The following is an 18,589-nucleotide window of genomic DNA, read 5'->3' on the forward strand; positions in this document are numbered from 1 at the left end:
ATAGTAGTATTCTTTTAAGTGAGAAAAACTACGTAGGAAGAAAGACCAATGAGAATTGATGATTACAATGCAGCAAAGGCACTAACTGAAAAACTTAAAGAGAACTTACCCATTAAAGCACGAGCCGGGAAGGAGTTTTTGAAGACATTAAAGCAAAAAGGAGTAAACGCCGATCCAGACAGAGAATTTGAAATTGATTTCGTTGGCTATTCAGGAGATGAAGGCGGGATTATGTGCGGACTAAAAGAGCCAAATAATCCCGAAAGTGAAGAAAAATATGTTTCTTCTATTACTCATCTAAAGATTGATCCTAATCATCCTCTAGCTGCTGAAGTGCAGACTTACCAACGCCAGCCAATTCGTAAGTTAATGTTGCAAGATTCCAGAGGTTTTAAAGCCGAGTTAATGACGATAGAGCCTCGAAAAAATAAAAACCGTAGTAAAGGTTTTGGGAAGTAATTAACTCCGAAAACGATATTCCATCCGAACTGGAATATTTAAGCTTTGAATGCCATCAAATTGATAGTGTTGACCTCGCATTTGCACATTCTGAATTAAGCTAACTGGAGGCATATTTACCACGTCATAGCTCATCACTTGATTGGTGAACATGACATCTAAAGGATTTAATGGATGTGTACAAGTGAATATACCTTCAGTAATTTTAGGTTTCGGTAATGGTTTAACCGTCACTTCAGCCTTACTCATCCATTTACCTAAGCGAATCCATTTTGGTAATTTAAGTTCTTTTTGAGATATGACAAAAAACTCAAATAGACTTTCAGGCGCTAATTCACGGATACGTCCAAATGTTGGGATATTTTTGCTGATTTTATCCATTTTGACATGATATGAGAGATTAGCAAATTTATAAGTATGCGTCACATAAGCAGAATTCAAAGGACGTGCAGGTGTAATATAAATACCTTGCTGATTGAGAGGTTCTAAATCTCTTTCGTAATGGGGTATATGTTCTGCATCGTAATAGCTGCTTTTTGCTAAACCAAGAGCGTAAGTCAGAGCATAATTATGTACATATTGCTCTGTTACATAAAGTCTACCTAATTCACGAGTAGCAAAATACAATGGGTCTTGTAAAGTAATGAGAAGACGGTAAATGTGCATACATTATGCTTCCTCATCTTCAGCCGTCTTATTTTTATTCCTTCTACTTCTGCTGCTAGTGTTGCTATTTTCTGGATTTTCTTCTTTAAGAACACCCACTGTTTTTGCATAATTTAAAGTCTCTTCTGTCAATAAACTCATCCAGTGTTGAAAACTAGCCTCATCTGCAAGAATAGATTGAGCTTCATTTTGAAGAGATACAAGAGCTTCTGTTGTGATTAATTCATAAAAAACTCCGTCTTCTTGAATTAATTCATTCACAGCTTGTTCGGTAGCTTCTTTGAGAGAATTAAGTCCATAAGGAGGTAAAACATCTCCAATAATGTCGTAAATTTTTTGAGTTAATCTCAAATTACTAAAAATTTCACCATCAGCAAATATTATTGCTAAAACCTTATTTCGCATCTGTCCAGTGCGTGTAGTTTGAGCGCCGTAACGTTTGGTACGGTACAAATTATTCAACAGATATAAAAAAGTATTTGGTGTTGGGTCACGTAATGTAACTATGCTGGGAAAAGGCACTTCTGGTAATACATGATCTTGTTCACTGAAGCGATTAGTAGTGTCTGTTCCTTGCGTCATAGTTCCATCTTCATAGGGTGCATTCAGCGTAAAAGTTCCGTGGGATTCTTCATATTTGGGAACAGCGTAAGCTGAATCTATAAAAATTTTGGATTTCTCCGAACCAGAATTATCTGCACCACCTTTACCTACAGCATAACCGTAAATAACGCAATCAGGACAAACTCCACAAGGATTTTCATTGTAAGCACAGTCTTTATGATGTTTGGTTTTGATGTAGTTATAGATTTCATAACGCCGCAATAATTCACGCCCGGTTAAGCGTTCAGGAGTAGTTTGCTTACGTTTAAAAAGAACTAAACGACTAATTACTTGTGAATCATTAATTCCTGCTCTAACTCGGGCTACATTTAATTCTCCATCAGTTTTAAATACTGCATAAGAGTCAGTTTCTCGTAGAATTACAAAGTGAGCATATTTAGCTCCAGGAATGCGAAGAATGGATTCTTGAAAATGTTTTTTGTATTGCTCAAACATTAATTTGACTCCTTATTTTCTGATTTTTGTGTTTTTTCTTCAGGTTTTTTGATGTACTGTTTGATATACCAAGCTTCTGCCGCATGACGAATAAGATTGATATTTTGTCTGAGAAGCGATCTCTCTGCCCTACAATAGTTCTTAAATACTTCTTTGACAAAGTATTGAGAAAAGTCTTGAATGACAGTTTCACGCTGGCTTTTATCTTTAACTACTTCCGATGGTATATAACCTTCGTTGTTCTTATTTAGCACACCATCTACTAGAGAAAACAAGTAACCTTCTATCATTAATTGCAGGTCATCTTCAGCAGTATTGGGCTGACTTTCCAAGATAACTTTTGCGGCTATGTTTAAAGGTCGAAGTCTCGTGTAAGCTGAGGAATTTTTACCTGAAGCTCGATAAAAACGAGCATATTTATCAACTAAGTCTTGAATCATGTTCATGGGGTTATCTTCTTGATAATAATCAATCAAAAGTTGGTAATAATTCAGCAACTTTTTAGCAACAATAATTGCTGGATCACTAAGCTGATTCGCTTTTTTCTTGCGTTCCTCCTTTCTGATATTTTCAAGGATGCGATCTGCATAGTGAAACACATATAAAGGGCTAGTATCCAAAGATTGAGAAACATTATTTAAAGCATTCCAGACAGGAAAATTTTTACTACGGTATGCTTGGGATGTCAGAGCATACACAGCAAAAGCCGCAGGAATAGCATTTGTTAACTCATCAAGGCGGAAACTAGATTTTCTGATGCTGTGTTGCCAATAGGTATGTACACCATCCAAAACCGCAGTTTCTTTAAAATCTGCTCCTGAGTCGTATGGTGGAAGAGTTGAACGACTAGCAACTACTTTAACCCCAAAAGTTAAAGGTGCAATTAGTGTTAGTAATGCTGGTATATGCCATACTTCGGTATCAGTTGGTTTTTTAAATAATGCTGGAACTCCTAAAAGATAATAGCCTTGCATTTGTCCTTCTAGATATTCCACTTTTTCAACTCGCCGTTTCTCATTTTCTTTAGAATCAGCACCTACTCTAAAAACATCTGCACGAGGGATATATTTAGGGTTATAGCTATATTTAGCTAATTCTTTATCTAAATCAGAAAAGATATTTTGAGCAAAGCTTTTATAGGCTCGATTCATTATAAGAGCCGTTTCTGGTGTGAAGTAATAATCTGGGTAAAGATGCAGGTAAACAAGATCATCATCTGCTTCTAAACTCCGGCGTAAAGAATAACTGCGAAGTAGTTTTTCTACTTGACAGACTGTACAAATGCCACGTAAAGACTCTTTAGAAAGGCTAGTCACTCGCTTGTTAGTATAACTAGAAAATTCCTCTCGTACATCAAAGGCACTATTGCAAACAGCACATATTGGTTCACGTTTGCGATTGGCTTTATTACGATGATAACGATTTAACTGTTTTTCAAAATCATGTTGTTTATCACTATCGCTGATATCTAACACTTGAGCAATATAAGCATCAAGAAAAGCAAACGCTGTTAATTGTTCTGGTTTACCCCATTCTGTGATAACTTGGCGGATAGCTTTTATCATTACATTTTCAAGTTCAGCATCATTTAAGCTGCCATTTTTACCGATATAATGACCAGCTAAAAAATACCAACCATGAGGTACACCACCAAGAGCAGGTATGCGCTGTAAAGCTTCTACATATTCGTTCATATCCAAAGCATTAAGTAAAGCTTGGATAGCCTTCTCTTCACTTGCTCCGTAGTATTCTTTGAGAATGTCTACTAATCCTCTGACTCCTTCTGCTAACCTATCTACCTGTAAATTAGCCGGATAATTCCAATCTAAATTTACTAATTCAGGAAGTAACTTGATTTTTTCTCTTCTCTCACCAGTTACAGAAGCTCGCTTTTCACCAAGTATATTAAAAACCTGACGGATAAGAGTTTCTGCTGCAAGTTCAACATCAGCCACTTCTTTCATATCTGGCTTGCAACTGATAATACCTTTGGGTTGACGAGAAATTAAACTACCCAAACCCTTAGCAGCAGTTTTTAAGATGTGCGATCGCACTATATCAGCAAGATTTGATAAATCTGGTTTCTCACTACCCTTTGGTGCAAAGTATGTAATACCATCAGGGAAGAATAAAAAATCTTTCCATCCAACTTCCCTTGCTTTCTCTAATACTGCATTGTGGATTGTTTGAGTTAATAGTCCTCGGTTTTCTATAGTACGATGATGGCGAATAACATATTTATCCTTTAACCTGCGTCGTACAATTGCCCGAATATTTTCTTGATATAAACTATCTGGACGATGAGCCATAGAAGCTAATAAATCAGCAAAGCGAACAAATTCGGCTAAATCCATCAAATATTCAGGAGCTAATTTGATTTCTTGAAAGTTAGCAAGAGTCAGATTTGCTCCTCTTGCATCTTCAGCATTTTGAGCAAGAAAAGCTATGTCTTGCCAATATTCACTGCTAACAAATTTCCATAGTCCTAAAGTTTCAGCCCAAACATCAAAATAATGATGGTATTTATCCCATTCCTTACCATCCATCCGCACGTTACCCAATTGCGTGAGTACAATTTTATTGAGATCGTGCAGAGTAACTGCTGCTAAATATAACCGTTGTTCAAGCTCATCTAAATTTGCTAATTTAACTAGAGTCCAACCACCAACAGCCGCATTTAAAAGGTGTATAGCTAAACTTTGGTCTTTATGTTCAACCAATTTAGTGAGAATCTTGTCTTTTTTATCTGGTTTGGCATTAACAGCTAATTTTTCAGCCGCTTCTAAACTCATTCCCTTAGCTGGCTTGAGGCTGAAGTAATCAAGAATATTGGGAAATACCTTTTCTATCCAATCTCGCAAAACTTTATCTTCAGCCTTATTCAAAGTATCTAATGCCAGAACTACTAAAGGAGGCTCTTTTTCTGGTATAACTGCTTTACCATAATCATTAGGTTGTAACCAATCAAAATTATCTATCATTTTTTACTCTCCTGCTATGAATATTTCATTTGTTTTTTGCCAATAAAGAAGACTATCCAAAAGTAGTGCATCCAATCCAAAAGCGACAGGATATTGTTTTCGACTTAAATCTACTACTTTGTGTAATTCAAATAACGCAGGTAATCTATAAATACGACGCAATGCTTTAATATCGTATTTACTAGGGTCTGCAACACAAGTTGTAAGAGGTAAATATTCAAGTTGTTCATTTATCTTTTTAATTTCTCTATGACGGCTATTTATACGAAATCCCTCTCTTTCTTGCGCTATGTTGAGATTTAACCTATCCAAATAATCTGTAAAAGTTACTTCTACAAGTTCATAGCTACTTAAATATTGTGTGATCCGTGCATATAATCCCAAATTATTTTTATAAAATGGTTCATTTAAATTTCGACTAATTTCTTGAGCTTCATCTTCTGAAATAAGTTCAAAATCTGTTCCTGCAAGTAAACGTAATAAACTAATACTCCTGACTGCATTTGTATCTGGAGCATTAATCCATATATCTAACTGTCCTGCACCTCGAAAAGTCTCCAAATCCTTAATAATAATTTTGTGTTCTTTGAGTTCATTCAGCCTACACCATTTGGGAGTTGCACCAACAAGCGGCGTAGCTTCCTGAGAATAACGATCAATCAGAGTTTGATATTGATCTTTTTGTTGACTAAGAAAGCAATATCTAATTGTTGAGAGAACACAACCCCAACGGCTTAAATATCTCTGAAATTCTTGAGGCTTTTGATATACTTTCTCCCTAACAGTTTGAAAGAAACTTTCTCTATCTACTTCATTTTTATTGCTATAACACTCACAAAACTTATCTTTTACCCAATCTGGAACTAAAGCTATTGCTTGGTAAGTAGTAAATCCATCATGTCTTCCTAGTCGGCCTAAACGCTGAATAAATGTACCAGCATCTAAAGATTCGTAAATTAAAAAATTTATGGCAAAGTCTACACCTACATCAACTGTGGAAGTTGCAATAATCAATTGTTTATTCATTGCATCTTCTCTATTTTTTGCACCAGTGAGACCTGTGTTTTCTCCTATGCTTAAGCCCAAATTAGCATTCTCTAAAGTTCTGACTATTCGCTTGGCAGCAAATACACTGTTAGCAATGATAAGTCCTTTAGATTCAGGATATTGAGAAAAGAATCGCTTGATGTATTCTAAATTTTCAAAAACCCAATTTTCAATTCCCCCATTGCTTTGCTCAGAAGTAACTAAATCTAAATCCACTTCATATAAAATCCTCCGATGAGTATCACTTCTTTTTAAATCATGCTCATATTCACCCTTAATAATTCTTGGAGGAATTCCTGCTTTATCAAGCACTCTCAATAAAGCATTATCTGGGGTAGCAGAAAGAAAAAGAAATTTTGCTGCAAAACGCTCTCCTAAACTTGCTCTGTTAAATGCAATTCCATCCAGAACATTAGCAACTTGCGGTGCATTAAAAATGTGAAATTCATCAAAGACTATATAGCGGTATTTATTAAACCAAGTTTCAGCTAAACGAGCTTTGTTACCTCCTCTGCGATCATAGTGTAAACGATGAATTAAAGTAAAAATGTCAGGGTTGGTTGCAACTATCTTATTATCATTAGCAAAATTTCTTAATGTTTCCAGTTTATTAAAACCTTCTGCACTTATATATGAGGCTAATTTAGCTCCTGTGAGTTCTCCTATTTGTAAATCAATATTAAATTCATTTTTCCATTTTCCTATTTGTTTGGCTTGATCGCGAATAAGTTCATTTGTCGGATAGTTAAATAAACCTTGTCCTAGTCCTAATTCACGTTCATAAAATGCTGGAAGAAGAGCAGCTAAAGTTTTACCGTCACCAGTTAGAGCAGTATCAAAGATAACTTGATAATTTTTTATGGCATCCCAAACTTCTTGTTGATGGGTAACAAGTTTAATATGAGAAACTGAAGTTTGGGAATATTTTGACCATGTGGAAAAGAGTTTTATTTTCATAAATTACTCTCAATTCTGAAAAATCGGAGAGAATCTGGCATGGTTACACACACACTAAATTAGTAAGAATCTGCAAAAACATTCCTTATCATCTCCGCACTATAGGCAATACAAGCTAGTATGTCTTCTTTTTCTATGCCCGGATAAGCTTCAAGAATGGTATCAATTGTTTCTCCTGCGGATAAAAGGTCAAGGATTAAAGAAACCCAAATTCGATGTCCACGAATGCAAGGTTTACCAAAACAAATACTTGGGTCTATAGAAATTCGGGAAAGTAGGTTATCTTGCGTCATCATTTTAAGTCCAAGTATTTTCTGCAACCAATAGTTGCAGTTTTATGGATGAGTAAAAAACCTCTCTAGTTAATTTCTCGCACCAATGGTGCGAGTTTTTGTTTTACTGAAATAGTGTCCGTAACTGGTTGTTAAAAACTATATTGGCACGCAAAATAGAGATTGGCAAGAATTATAAGTATAAAAGTGTCCGTATAAAATATGAGTCGAAAAGGTCAATCTATTACACTGTCGATATCAGAACGTGATAAAGCCGAGCTAGAAGCGATCGCTCGTGAATTCGGTATGATGTGGGGAGAAGAGCCTAACATCTCTAAGTTAATTAAAGCGATCGCTCAACGTAAGTTACTCATCGGTAACAATAACGATTGGAAAGAACCACGCATCAGGGCATTACATAGATGCATCAATGCTTTGACAGACATCGGGCAAATTGAACAAGCCCAAATCATTGCAAACTTACTTCTAGAACGCAGCGAATTATCATTACCGTTGCGAGGCGAAATTGAACGTTTCTTAGAGAATTTGCCCCCAGCTTGGCGCTTAGAAATAGACCGCTATATCTTGCGCGAACAGCCCTTTCAGCTTTCCTATCAAGATGCTGCGGAGCGTGTGTTTAATTTTACTGTTCGCCATGCCAAAGTTACACCCCATGAAAAGCGGCAATATCTTGATTGCTGGTGCGAAGAGACAGAAGGGAACTTTGATATACCAGAACTAATTCACAATTGGAGTTTACGATTAGACCGAATTACGGATGCGGCAGTGACTTCACTTACTGGCGAATGGCGTAGTAATTTGGATGAAATCAAAGTGGAAATGCACTTATTTGCTGGTTTGGCTTTTGCTTATCAAGCTAAACCAGAAGACAATATTAATGAGTGGCTACCAGATAAAGCGCGAGTTCGGCGAGTTGTCAGGCGAGTATCCAGTACATTTTGGTTCAGTCGTGAAGTGATGCAATATGCCCCAGATTGTGTAGTGATATTACCAGAGAATGTGCGCGATCGCCTCAAACAAAAACTCCTCACCCTATGCAATTTATATGATATTGAAACCAGAGAGTAAATTATACTAAAGGACATAGTTGCATTAAGGGCAAGAGACAAATATTAACTAGTATTAACTACACATCCGCAGTATTATGAACGGGGTCTCAGGGCTATGAAGCTTATTTTATCAGTATCATAGCCTTTTTTGTCGCCCCGTCAGGGTGTAGTTCGTGCAATTCTTAATAAATTGCGGCAAGAAAATGGCTGATAATGGCATAAACAAGCCTCAACCCCATACAGGGCAAGGAAAATACACCAAATGCTCAAAAATGCTTGAAACGTTCGTAGTAAGAACTTAATTACGAATGACGGATTTTTAAAGTTCTGTGTTTGTTACGAACTATCCATAGTAGAACAATTAGCAATACAAGCGCCTTGATCGTTGATGGCTCCATTACCTTCTTCACTTCCGTGGGGGTTTGAGGAGTAACATTACACGGAATTTCAATGATCTGTGTGTGATTGGAACCATTACCACTAGGAGTCAGATCGCATTCGCCTTTGTTGGTGAGAGACAAAGGTGCATTTCCTAGAGAAACAGGTGCTGGTGGTTGAGATGGAGAAACACGTGTAGGTGGTTGAGATGGGGGAACAGGTGTAGGTAGTTGAGATGGGGGAACAGGTGCTGGTGGTTGAGATGGAGAAACAGGTGATTGAGCGGAAGAACTATCACCGCTCAGTAGTAAAAGCAGAATTAAACCAAGACCCCCAGCGCCGATTATTGGCCAAAGTGGAAAGGAATTAGAAGTGTCTGGTGCTAAAACATCTCCCGCAGAGCCAGGGAAAGCATCAAAAGCTATTGTTTCTCCATCCAAGGCTAGTGGATTGTCACTCAGCAAAGTATCTCCGGCAATACTTTCTCCTAATATCTGATTAAATTCCTGTGGAATCGCATTATTGGGTCGTCCGAGTTCCCCACCATCTGGGGAGTATGGAAAAGATAGTACTTCAAAAATCTTCTGTTGGAGTTGATTCTGATCTCCAGAATTCAGTGCATTCAAGCCTGTAGAGATTTTATCTAAATAAAAATTTGTCATCTCTGGTGACAGACCTAGAGACTGAATCTGCTCTTGAATGTTGGAAATTTTTGAGGCCTCTTCAAACAGCAGTCGTCCGTATGACAATTTCAGGTCTATTAATCCATTACGGAGGCTAACAGAGTCATTGACTCCTGAGTATGGGGCCCAGTAGAACTGCTTGGTTACGAGTCCGAGTCCTTCTACTGGACTGCGACCAAAAGGTTGTCCCAAAAGGTATTGAGATCCATCCATGATTGCGGGAGATGCGTTTCTCCAAAATGAGGCGTAAGGAACCGCAGAGAGATTGGGATTATTGCCGTAGAAGCTAGCGAAATTCTGGAAGTTTTTCTCCCCACCGGCTGCTCGGATTAGAAGGTTTTGATAACTAGTCCCATTGTTTAAGTCCACTAATTGTTGGATTACCGATCCAGTCTTATTGCAGGTCAGACCAAATCCCACATCACATCCAGGAATGACTCGCATCCGGCTTAAATTCTGGTTATTAATTTGGTACTGGAGATACTCAGACTCTAGTCCTTGTTGGATGCCATAGCGTCCAATATTTAACTGTGCAAAAGCAGACTGACAGGTAGTGAGTACTACAGCAACAGATGAAAATGCGATCGCTGCAAAGCGAACCGCTTTCGGCATCACAATTCTTTGAACAATTGATTTAGACAAGATGCACCTCCACTAAACGACAGCAATTTAATTGGGTATTGATTAGGTTTAAGGTTCTGAACGCAATGCCACGCTTGTAAAGCCCAAAGACTTATGTACCCTCGTTCCCAGCCTGGAGGCTGGGAACGAATTCCGAGAGGCTCCGCCTCCGGTCAAGAAAGAGGAGGCGGAGCCTCCCAGAATGGGTTCCCAGCCTCCAGGCTGGGAACCAGTCAGAGCAAGGGCTGTATCTTAACTTAGTGCTATTCAGAAGTGTCCCCATTCCCCAATTCAACTCTTAGGTAAATAAATATTGATCGTGATTCCCGTACCTTTAAGGCTTCCTGATGAGAGTGGGTGATATAAGACCATACCCCGGTTTGGTTGGTCAAAAAGATACCCACGACGGGTAGGTTTGATCTTCCCTTCCTTGACTAAGGAAACAAAGGCTTGTAGATATCTACGTATACCTTGACGGTTCTCTTTAGTAGTATTCGTATGACGCTCAATCAGCATCATAAAGAAGTCCAAGCTACGATTTTCCTGCCCCTGAATCAGACTACCCTCATCTAGGAAAGAACTTGCTATGAGTCTGCTATTAACTTGTTTCACCTTAAATAAAGTAAAGTAACGCCCTTCTTTTTTAGGATCGTTGGCATAACAGACCCAGGAACCCTCTTTATTTTGTGTAAAACCCTGATCAGCAAGGTAAGAAAGCAAAGAATTACTTGCCTTAGTTTGTGGTGGAGGTAATAAATCTTCAATGGGATCTAAAGAGCAAATCCTCTGTGTTATTTTCCGTGGAGAAACAGCAGGAGTCTGCTGAGTATTGACGCGAAAGGGCTGTGTTGTTTTTCGTGGATAAACAGCAGGAGTCTGCTGGGTATTGACGCGAAAGGGCTTGTCATCAGACATTGCCATGCTAGACATCGCAGCCAACACAGATACTTGGAGAGCGATCGCTCCAAATAAACGAACTATGATATTCATGTTTTTCCTGTTACTCTTACTTTGTGAATAATCGAATTTTTACTAGATCGAGATTGATCTAGCAGTCCTAAATTATTTGTTAAATTTAAGTGCTTGCCTGATTTGATCGAGGTAGCTTAAGTTTTCATTAATCAAATAGGACTTCTATATATAGTTAACTAAGTACAAAGAGAATAAATATCTAAATCAAATACACAATACTCATGTCTTATTGATAAGACAAATTAAGCTTTTTGATATTTTTACATATACAAAAAACAATTGACATTGTGTCAAAACTCTTCTATTTACTCTTGTTTAATTTTTTGCCATTCTCAGAGGGTTTTATGCCTTGATAGCTGGCTGTAATGATTCCTAAAAAAGGGCTTTAGTTAGCTCTTTAGTACCTTGTATAAGCAAAAACTCAAAAGCTCCATGCTTTGCACATTAGCGCTTTTGTTGATTTCCTGGGTAGGTTGAATAATTTTTTGTTTTTTGGAGGTAGCACACCTAACTAGCTGTTTCAGCATGGTTAAAACTTGATGTATAAATAATATCTCCCTGACAGTAAGATAATATTACCATGAGCTTGAGACACGCAACAGTATTGTGGACAGTTATCAAAGTTGTACACTGGGAATCGTAACTACCTCTTGATTAAATTTCATGGCAAATAGGTGAGAGGCAAACTTAATCTATCTACACATCACTAGTATTTAAGAACGAATTAAACGAATGATCTAAAATCCCAAATTGTTTGATTGAGTGCAAATTCAAGTAAGGGCAGCTTGGCGAAGAAATATGATAGGCTTAAAAGGAAAGAATGCTTTAATTACAGGTGCAACGTCAGCTATCGGTCAGGCGATCGCTATCAGACTCACTCAAGAAGGGTGCAACATCGCCATCAATTACCCCTCATACCCTGAAGCTGCGGCAGACACTGAAGAGATGGCATTGCAAAAATCCTGCGGAAATATCGAAAATTGTGGTGTGAAGTCGCTGCTGGTTTAGGGAGATGTCTCGCAAGAATCAGCATTGTTGAGATGGTCAACACCGTAGTAAAGGAATTTGACAAAAAAAGGCGATCATGGAAATTCACATCCAATGGGGCGTGCTGGTTTCTCTGAGGAGATGGCAGCCGCAGTAGCTTTTTTAGCTTTGGAATGCTGGCTTTTGAGAAACTTCGTCAGCTTGAGGTAAGGCTGGCGTACTTTCCACAATTGGGCCGATACATACTATTAGTGGAATTAAACGCCTATGACTAGTGCGATCGATAATAGCAGTCTGCTAGAAGCAGAAGCCTGGAAACTGCTGGAAAAATCCATAATCTATTACCAGGGAAAACCCATTGGGACAGTAGCCGCCCACGATCCAGAATCAGATGCACTCAATTACGATCAGTGCTTTGTCCGTGATTTTGTGCCTTCTGCCTTGGTGTTTCTGATGTCCGGCAAACCAGAAATTGTCCGTAACTTCTTAGTAGAAACACTGAAATTACAAAGTCATGAAAAACAGATAGACTGCTTTGAACCGGGAGCGGGATTAATGCCCGCCAGCTTCAAGGTACATTTTAATGGGAATGAGGAATTTTTAGTTGCTGATTTTGGCGAACAAGCGATCGCTCGTGTTCCCCCAATTGATTCTTGTATGTGGTGGATTCTTTTGCTACTAGCTTATGAAAAAGCTACAGGCGATTTGGCTCTAGCGCGACAGCCAAATTTTCAAGCCGGAATCAAACTAATTTTGGATCTTTGCTTAGTACATCGGTTTTCCATGTACCCAACAATGTTAGTTCCCGATGGCGCGTTTATGATTGACCGTCGCATGGGAGTTTACGAACATCCTTTAGAAATTCAAGCCCTATTCTACGCGTCTCTGAGGGCTGCTAGTGAATTGCTTTTACCAGATGGGGACGGCGATAATTACCTCGGTAGAGTCAATCGGCGATTGGGATCTTTGAAATATCATATCCGCAACTATTATTGGCTAGACCTGAAGCGATTGGGGGAAATTTATCGTTACAAGGGTAACGAATTTGGTAAAGAAATTGTTAATAAATTCAACATCCACCCAGAATCAATTCCTAGTTGGTTAACCGATTGGTTGCCCGAAACTGGAGGATATTTAGCAGGAAATCTGGGACCGGGACGGATTGATTTTCGCTTTTTTGCTCTGGGAAATCTGATGGCAATCTTAGCTTCCTTAGCCAGCGAAAAAGAATCTCAAAGCATTATGAATTTGTTTGCTCAACGCTGGCAAGACTTGATTGGCTATATGCCTGTTAAAATTTGCTTTCCAGCTTTGGAAGGTTTAGAGTGGAGAATTGTTACAGGATGTGACTCTAAAAATAGTGCTTGGTCTTATCATAATGGTGGTAACTGGCCTGTCTTATTGTGGTTCTTTACTGCTGCGGCACTGAAAACAGGTAGAACAGAACTTGCTCAAGCTGCGATCGCTATTGCCGAAAAGCGTTTATTTAAGGATCATTTTCCAGAATACTACGATGGCAACAATGGTCGTTTGATTGGCAAGGAAGCCAGAATCAATCAAACTTGGAGTGTTGCCGGATTACTGGCCGCTAAACAGTTAGTGGAAAATCCAGAGTACCTGAAATTAATCAGTTTTGCAGAAGGTCTTGAAGGCCCTGGCTGTAGCCTGTAGCCCGCCTCGCTCCGCGAACGGCATCGCGGGTACTAACCCTACCAGTCAACAAAAGCTTATATTTAGGGCTTGATTGAATAACTAACCAATCCTTATCTGACTTTTTTATGACTTTTTCAGCAAGCCCTATATAGATGCGACTTTGTGCTTGGGTGTAAATACCCATTGATGACGTAATTCCAAATTGCGAATTGCGAATGGGGATTCTGGCATATCCGGGCAATTTACATTTTGGTCAGCTTTTCGTGAATGAATGTCCTGTTTTGCATCTCGACTAGCTGTAGATGTGATTAGAAACGGATTATTAGGGAGAATTCTTTGAGCATCGAAAACGACGGTCGCGGCAGTGGCAGGTAATGTTATGGCTTATTGTATTAGTTATAGATAGCGTCGGCGCAGCCCAACCAAGTCATCGCTATCGACTGGTGAAGCTCCTATCTTAAGCTGGTGTTATGTTGAATGGGGCAAGAGTGATTAAAAAGGGTTAATGTCTCTTACCTGCTCCCAGATATAGCTCACCCACTTTCGGGTCATTCAACAATTCTTCACCAGGGCCGGAGATCGCATCACGTCCCGACTCTAATACATATCCACGATTAGCCATCTCTAAAGCTTTACGGGCATTTTGTTCTACTAGTACGATCGCAGTACCCGCCTGATTAATTTTTTTAATCTGCTCAAATACTTGTGTCACCAAAATCGGGGACAAAGCAGCAGATGGCTCATCTAAAATCAGCAAACCAGGTTCCAACATCAAAGCTTTGCCCATCGCTAGCATCTGGCGTTCTCCTCCAGAGAGAGTACCAGCGCGTTGACGACGGCGATCGCTTAATCTAGGAAACATAGTAAATATTTTATCTTTAATTGGTTTCAGGGGAACGTTCAGCACAAAAGCACCCATCTCCAAATTCTCTTCAACACTCAGAGAAGGGAAAACATTGGCGATTTGCGGTACGTAGCACATTCCCCGTTGCACAATCTGATTGGACTTTAGCCCCACAATATTTTCACCTTTGAAGGTAATTGTGCCTGTGTGGGGGATCAAAAGCCCAAAAATTGCTTTTGCCAAAGTAGATTTACCCGCACCATTGGGGCCTATCACTGTCACCAATTCTCCTGGTGCAACCCGAAAATTCACACCTTGCAAGATATCTACATCTTTGATGTATCCAGCGTGGACATTTTGAACTTCTAATAAATAGTCATTTGTCATTGGTCATTTGTCATTGGTCATTGGTCAACAGTCAAGTCAAACATAACTATTGACTATTGACTGTTGACTATGGACTATTACGGAGTTTTTTGCAACTCTGGTCGTTCTTCTGCAAGAATCGCCCCTTCGACAGGGCAAACTTGGAGACAGATACCACAGTCTATGCAAGTGGCAAAGTCAATCCAGTACCAATCAGTTCCCTTGGCATTTTTGCCCGGGCCATCATGAATACAAGCTACTGGACAGGCATCTACGCAGTCAGCAACGCCTTCACAGACTTCTGTAACAATTGTATGCGGCATGTTCTCGATTCCCTCTGTTCTGTATCGGCTATTTCTAGCCTAGCAGGGGATTGGGGGAGCAGGGGAGACAAGGAGACAAGGGGGACAAGGGGGACAAGGGGGACAAGGGGGAATTATTGAACAAGTCTCTCCCTTGTCTCCCCCCTCTTCCTTGTCTACCTTGTCTCTTCTCCATGCCCCATGCCCAATGCCCCATTAAAACAATGGCTCAATTTTTGGTGAGCCATCAGCTTTGATCCAAGCAATTTGGGCTATGCTGCGATCGCGTGCATATTGGCGAATTGCTTCTGCATCCCTTCCCCCCAAATCCATTTCTACTCTTACCAATTCAGTAGAATCTCTGAGTTTTTCGGCGTAGACAAAGGCGGCGGCGTTAGCAGTAGCTGTCTCCGGTGCTACCAACCAGTCACTCGCTGGAGTTTCTTGTGGTAATTGCTGAGTAGACAACAGAACTTGGTATAAATCTTCGATACTTAATCCAAAACCAATTCCGGGAATGTTTTCGCCTTGAGGATGATATAGCCCCAAAAGCTGGTCATAGCGACCACCGCGCCCTAAAACTCTGGCTTGGGATTCAGTATCGTTGACAACTTCAAAGACGATACCAGTATAGTAATCTATGGTTTGGATCAGGCTGAGGTCGAGGATTAATGGAAATTTTTTCTCTGATTCTAGTAATTCTACTAGGGATTTGAGGTTATTTACTGCCTCTCGCTGTTCTGCATCTAGATCCAAACTACTAACTTTTTGCAACACATCTGCACTTGGCCCGCGCAAATCTAGGATGGTTTGGGCGCGATCGCGTAGTTTGTCACTTAGAGGTAAATTATCTATGGTGATGCGATCAAGATGAGCGATCGCACTACGAACTTGATCTTGAAGATTATCAGGAAAGGCACTCAGGAGCGATCGGGTAATTCCCGCCTCACCCAAAATCAAATGCCATTCCTGTAAACCCAGTGCTGCTAAACAATCTGCTACTAACAGCAGTACTTCGGCATTGGCCAGCAATCCGCCAGCACCTAACAATTCCACCCCAGCTTGATAAAACTCTTGCTGGCGATTATGCCTACTTTCCCAAGTGCGGCGAAACACATTGGCGTTGTAATATAACCTTTGGGGATAAGTGACACCAGCCATCCGAGTCACAACAGTACGAGCAATAGACGCTGTTAATTCTGGACGTAGCCCTAATTCATCATCTTCGCCATTTTGTTGTAGCTGAATCACCATCTGACGCTGAATTGCTTCCCCCGCCATTAGGGTATCCATCCGCTCTAAAGTTGAGGTGATAATCCGGTGATATCCCCAACGGTGAAACACCTGCTGTAACCGCTCTTCAATCCAGCGTTTTTTCTCTACATCCAAGGGTAATAAATCCCTGGCTCCCGCTGCTGGTTGATACACCATTATTTTTTCTTCCCACCAAACAAACCACCGAACAAACCACTACCAGATTTTTCTGGTTGCTTATCTCCATTATTGGGGGATGAAGTCACCTTCTGATCGCTAGGTTGTTGTCCTAAAGCCTTATCTATTTTAGGTTTCCATTGCAGAGCCGTTTCGTCACTGGGATCTAGTTTTAGAGCGTTGTCAAAGTGAATTTTAGCCATTTTTAGCTGATTTTGCTTCAAATAGACCATTGCGATTAAGCTATGACAGCGACTATTTTTCGGTTCTAGCTTCAGGGCTTCTTGCAACTCTACTTTGGCTGGGGCAAATTGGTTTTTGTCAATCAAAGATTGAGCGCGACGAATATACTGCTCTACAATCAAGTCTTCTTTTGGTGGTGTTGGTGCTGGTGCTGTATTTTTTGGTGTATTTGGCTGAGGTGTACCTGATTGGGCTTTGGGTTGAGCAGGTGGTGGCGCTGCGGATGCTTTACCCGCGCTCCGCATTAAATATACTAAATTCAACTCACTAGCTTGGGCAATAACTTGCACCGCTTGCTCTAAAGAATCGTATTGGGTTTGGGCTAGTTTTGCGATCGCAGTTTTATAAAAATGATCGATATTACCTGCCTCAACTAACTGTTTAGCCAAGTCGGTGTTTAGAGTTACCGAAGTAGACTCTTGTACCAGACGTTTGCCAATTTGCGACAAAATTAGAATATATTCAGTGCGAGTGCGATCGCTAGCAAGTTTTTCGTAAGCTGGGTTCACCAACTTTGATAACAATTCGTTACCGAGATGTTTTTGAGCAGCCGTTTCAGTAAAACTACTGTCTGGGTGCAAACGGCGGGCGACTTGGAGATAGCGTTTGCGAATCTCTTTGACATCGGCATCAACCGGAACGCACAACACTGCATGATGGTCTATGAAATCATATTTAAATAGTCCGCGATCTATTTTGAAAGACATATAGAGTTTTTGCACCAAAGGAGCAGTTAGATTGCTTTTAGTGTACCCAAAGTCGGGGTAAAAGCCGCCACCTGCTACACCCAAGCTGACAGTGGTGGAACCCGTAAAAGTTCGTTACTGAGAGAGTCGTGAATATAACTATTTGTGGACAGAATTCTACCCGACTCAATTTTGACAGCAGTACCATCGTAGGCGGTGACTTTGCCCCCAGCTTCTTGTACCAAAATTATCCCGGCGGCAATATCCCAAGGAGAAAGTCCCCGTTCCCAGTAACCATCGACACGTCCACAGGCAACATAAGCCAAATCTAGCGATGCCGAACCGCTACGTCTAACTCCTTGGGTAAGATGAGTGAGATGACTAAATTCTGCATAGTTGTTATCAGAAGTTTCACGGCGATCGTAGGCAAATCCTGTTACTAGTAGGCTTTTACCCAGTTCAGATGTGACTGAAACCTTGATAGGCTGGCGGTTACGGGTTGCTCCTAAGCCAGCAGCAGCACTAAATAACTCATTGTGAAATGGGTCATAAATTACACCAACTTGGGGAACGCCATTAATTAACAGCCCGATGGAAACGGCAAAAAATGGGTATTGATGAGCGTAGTTGGTTGTGCCATCGAGAGGATCTATTGCCCAGAGGTATTCATTTTCTTGATTACCTAATTTCCCTGATTCTTCAGCAAGGATCGAGTGCTGGGGAAAGTGGCGACGCAAAATTTCTAAAATCAACTCCTCTGAGGCTTTATCAGCAGCCGTGACTAAATCACCAGGCCGTCCTTTTTCAATAATTGCGTCTTCTAACTTACCCAAGTAACCTTGCAAAATAGCACCAGCAGCCAAGGCCGCTTCTGTAGCAATATCTAGAAAAATTTGTAGATTTGTCATTTGT

At 40.1% G+C, this 18,589-nt stretch carries 16 protein-coding genes and 1 pseudogene; 5 read left to right on the plus strand and 12 right to left on the minus strand.

The genetic code is table 11. From position 1 onward, the window contains the following. Positions 1–48 precede the first annotated feature (48 nt). On the plus strand, positions 49–459 hold the full coding sequence (locus HWQ37_RS03590) for a hypothetical protein (RefSeq protein ID WP_292743872.1): 411 nt from the start codon (positions 49–51) through the stop codon (positions 457–459). Here HWQ37_RS03590 and cas5d read toward each other — a convergent pair whose 3' ends face one another. The 5 genes from cas5d to HWQ37_RS03615 are packed head-to-tail and all read right to left on the minus strand — an operon-like array spanning position 460 to position 7,462. Continuing rightward, a complete protein-coding gene (cas5d, locus tag HWQ37_RS03595) occupies positions 460–1,125 on the minus strand; it encodes a type I-D CRISPR-associated protein Cas5/Csc1 (protein WP_292743875.1) in 666 nt (221 codons plus the stop codon). Positions 1,126–1,128: 3 nt separating this feature from the next. After that, positions 1,129–2,184, minus strand: coding sequence for a type I-D CRISPR-associated protein Cas7/Csc2 (cas7d, locus tag HWQ37_RS03600; protein WP_292743877.1), 1,056 nt, complete (start codon positions 2,182–2,184; stop codon positions 1,129–1,131). Continuing rightward, positions 2,184–5,165 (minus strand): type I-D CRISPR-associated protein Cas10d/Csc3, encoded by a 2,982-nt coding sequence (cas10d, locus tag HWQ37_RS03605; protein WP_292743880.1) that lies wholly within the window; start codon positions 5,163–5,165, stop codon positions 2,184–2,186. Before cas10d ends, cas7d begins: the two co-directional genes overlap by 1 nt. A 3-nt stretch (positions 5,166–5,168) precedes the next feature. Beyond that, positions 5,169–7,169 (minus strand): type I-D CRISPR-associated helicase Cas3', encoded by a 2,001-nt coding sequence (gene cas3, locus HWQ37_RS03610; RefSeq protein ID WP_292743882.1) that lies wholly within the window; start codon positions 7,167–7,169, stop codon positions 5,169–5,171. Positions 7,170–7,228: 59 nt separating this feature from the next. Beyond that, the gene (locus HWQ37_RS03615) at positions 7,229–7,462 is read right to left on the minus strand and encodes a DUF433 domain-containing protein (protein ID WP_292743885.1); all 234 of its coding nucleotides are present in this window, start codon (positions 7,460–7,462) and stop codon (positions 7,229–7,231) included. Positions 7,463–7,663: 201 nt separating this feature from the next. On the opposite strand from HWQ37_RS03615, the gene HWQ37_RS03620 reads away from it, so the two are divergent. Continuing rightward, positions 7,664–8,530, plus strand: coding sequence for a WYL domain-containing protein (locus tag HWQ37_RS03620; protein WP_292743888.1), 867 nt, complete (start codon positions 7,664–7,666; stop codon positions 8,528–8,530). A gap of 283 nt (positions 8,531–8,813) precedes the next feature. On the opposite strand, the gene HWQ37_RS03625 is transcribed toward HWQ37_RS03620, so the two are convergent. Together HWQ37_RS03625 and HWQ37_RS03630 are read right to left on the minus strand one after the other, a co-directional pair. Next, on the minus strand, positions 8,814–10,214 hold the full coding sequence (locus tag HWQ37_RS03625; RefSeq protein ID WP_292743890.1) for a hypothetical protein: 1,401 nt from the start codon (positions 10,212–10,214) through the stop codon (positions 8,814–8,816). 270 nt (positions 10,215–10,484) lie between these two features. Further along, entirely contained in the window at positions 10,485–11,183 is a 699-nt protein-coding gene (locus tag HWQ37_RS03630; protein ID WP_292743893.1) for a hypothetical protein, read from the minus strand. A 780-nt stretch (positions 11,184–11,963) separates the two neighbouring features. On the opposite strand from HWQ37_RS03630, the pseudogene HWQ37_RS03635 reads away from it, so the two are divergent. The 3 genes and pseudogenes from HWQ37_RS03635 to HWQ37_RS03645 form a co-directional block, all read left to right on the plus strand. After that, positions 11,964–12,170, plus strand: a pseudogene (locus HWQ37_RS03635) (sugar dehydrogenase); the annotation flags it as partial. Positions 12,171–12,230: 60 nt separating this feature from the next. Continuing rightward, complete coding sequence (locus HWQ37_RS03640; protein ID WP_292743896.1) at positions 12,231–12,362, plus strand: hypothetical protein; 132 nt, start codon at positions 12,231–12,233, stop codon at positions 12,360–12,362. A gap of 57 nt (positions 12,363–12,419) precedes the next feature. Next, the gene (locus tag HWQ37_RS03645) at positions 12,420–13,823 is read left to right on the plus strand and encodes a glycoside hydrolase 100 family protein (protein ID WP_292743898.1); all 1,404 of its coding nucleotides are present in this window, start codon (positions 12,420–12,422) and stop codon (positions 13,821–13,823) included. A gap of 484 nt (positions 13,824–14,307) precedes the next feature. Here HWQ37_RS03645 and HWQ37_RS03650 read toward each other — a convergent pair whose 3' ends face one another. The 5 genes from HWQ37_RS03650 to HWQ37_RS03670 all read right to left on the minus strand — a co-directional run bounded on the left by HWQ37_RS03650 (position 14,308) and on the right by HWQ37_RS03670 (position 18,585). Continuing rightward, the gene (locus HWQ37_RS03650; RefSeq protein ID WP_292743908.1) at positions 14,308–15,036 is read right to left on the minus strand and encodes an ABC transporter ATP-binding protein; all 729 of its coding nucleotides are present in this window, start codon (positions 15,034–15,036) and stop codon (positions 14,308–14,310) included. A 77-nt stretch (positions 15,037–15,113) separates the two neighbouring features. Beyond that, positions 15,114–15,338 carry an indolepyruvate ferredoxin oxidoreductase subunit alpha gene (locus HWQ37_RS03655; RefSeq protein ID WP_012407913.1) on the minus strand — a complete coding sequence of 75 codons (225 nt, stop codon included), beginning with the start codon at positions 15,336–15,338 and terminating at the stop codon, positions 15,114–15,116. A 195-nt stretch (positions 15,339–15,533) separates the two neighbouring features. Next, the gene (locus tag HWQ37_RS03660) at positions 15,534–16,748 is read right to left on the minus strand and encodes an ATP phosphoribosyltransferase regulatory subunit (RefSeq protein ID WP_292743911.1); all 1,215 of its coding nucleotides are present in this window, start codon (positions 16,746–16,748) and stop codon (positions 15,534–15,536) included. Beyond that, entirely contained in the window at positions 16,748–17,698 is a 951-nt protein-coding gene (locus HWQ37_RS03665; RefSeq protein ID WP_292743914.1) for a J domain-containing protein, read from the minus strand. Before HWQ37_RS03665 ends, HWQ37_RS03660 begins: the two co-directional genes overlap by 1 nt. 74 nt (positions 17,699–17,772) lie before the next feature. Then, on the minus strand, positions 17,773–18,585 hold the full coding sequence (locus HWQ37_RS03670; RefSeq protein ID WP_292743916.1) for an inositol monophosphatase family protein: 813 nt from the start codon (positions 18,583–18,585) through the stop codon (positions 17,773–17,775). Positions 18,586–18,589: the final 4 nt, after the last annotated feature.

The sequence above is a fragment of the Nostoc sp. NMS4 genome (assembly GCF_017115095.1).
In the GTDB taxonomy this organism is placed as follows: domain Bacteria; phylum Cyanobacteriota; class Cyanobacteriia; order Cyanobacteriales; family Nostocaceae; genus Nostoc.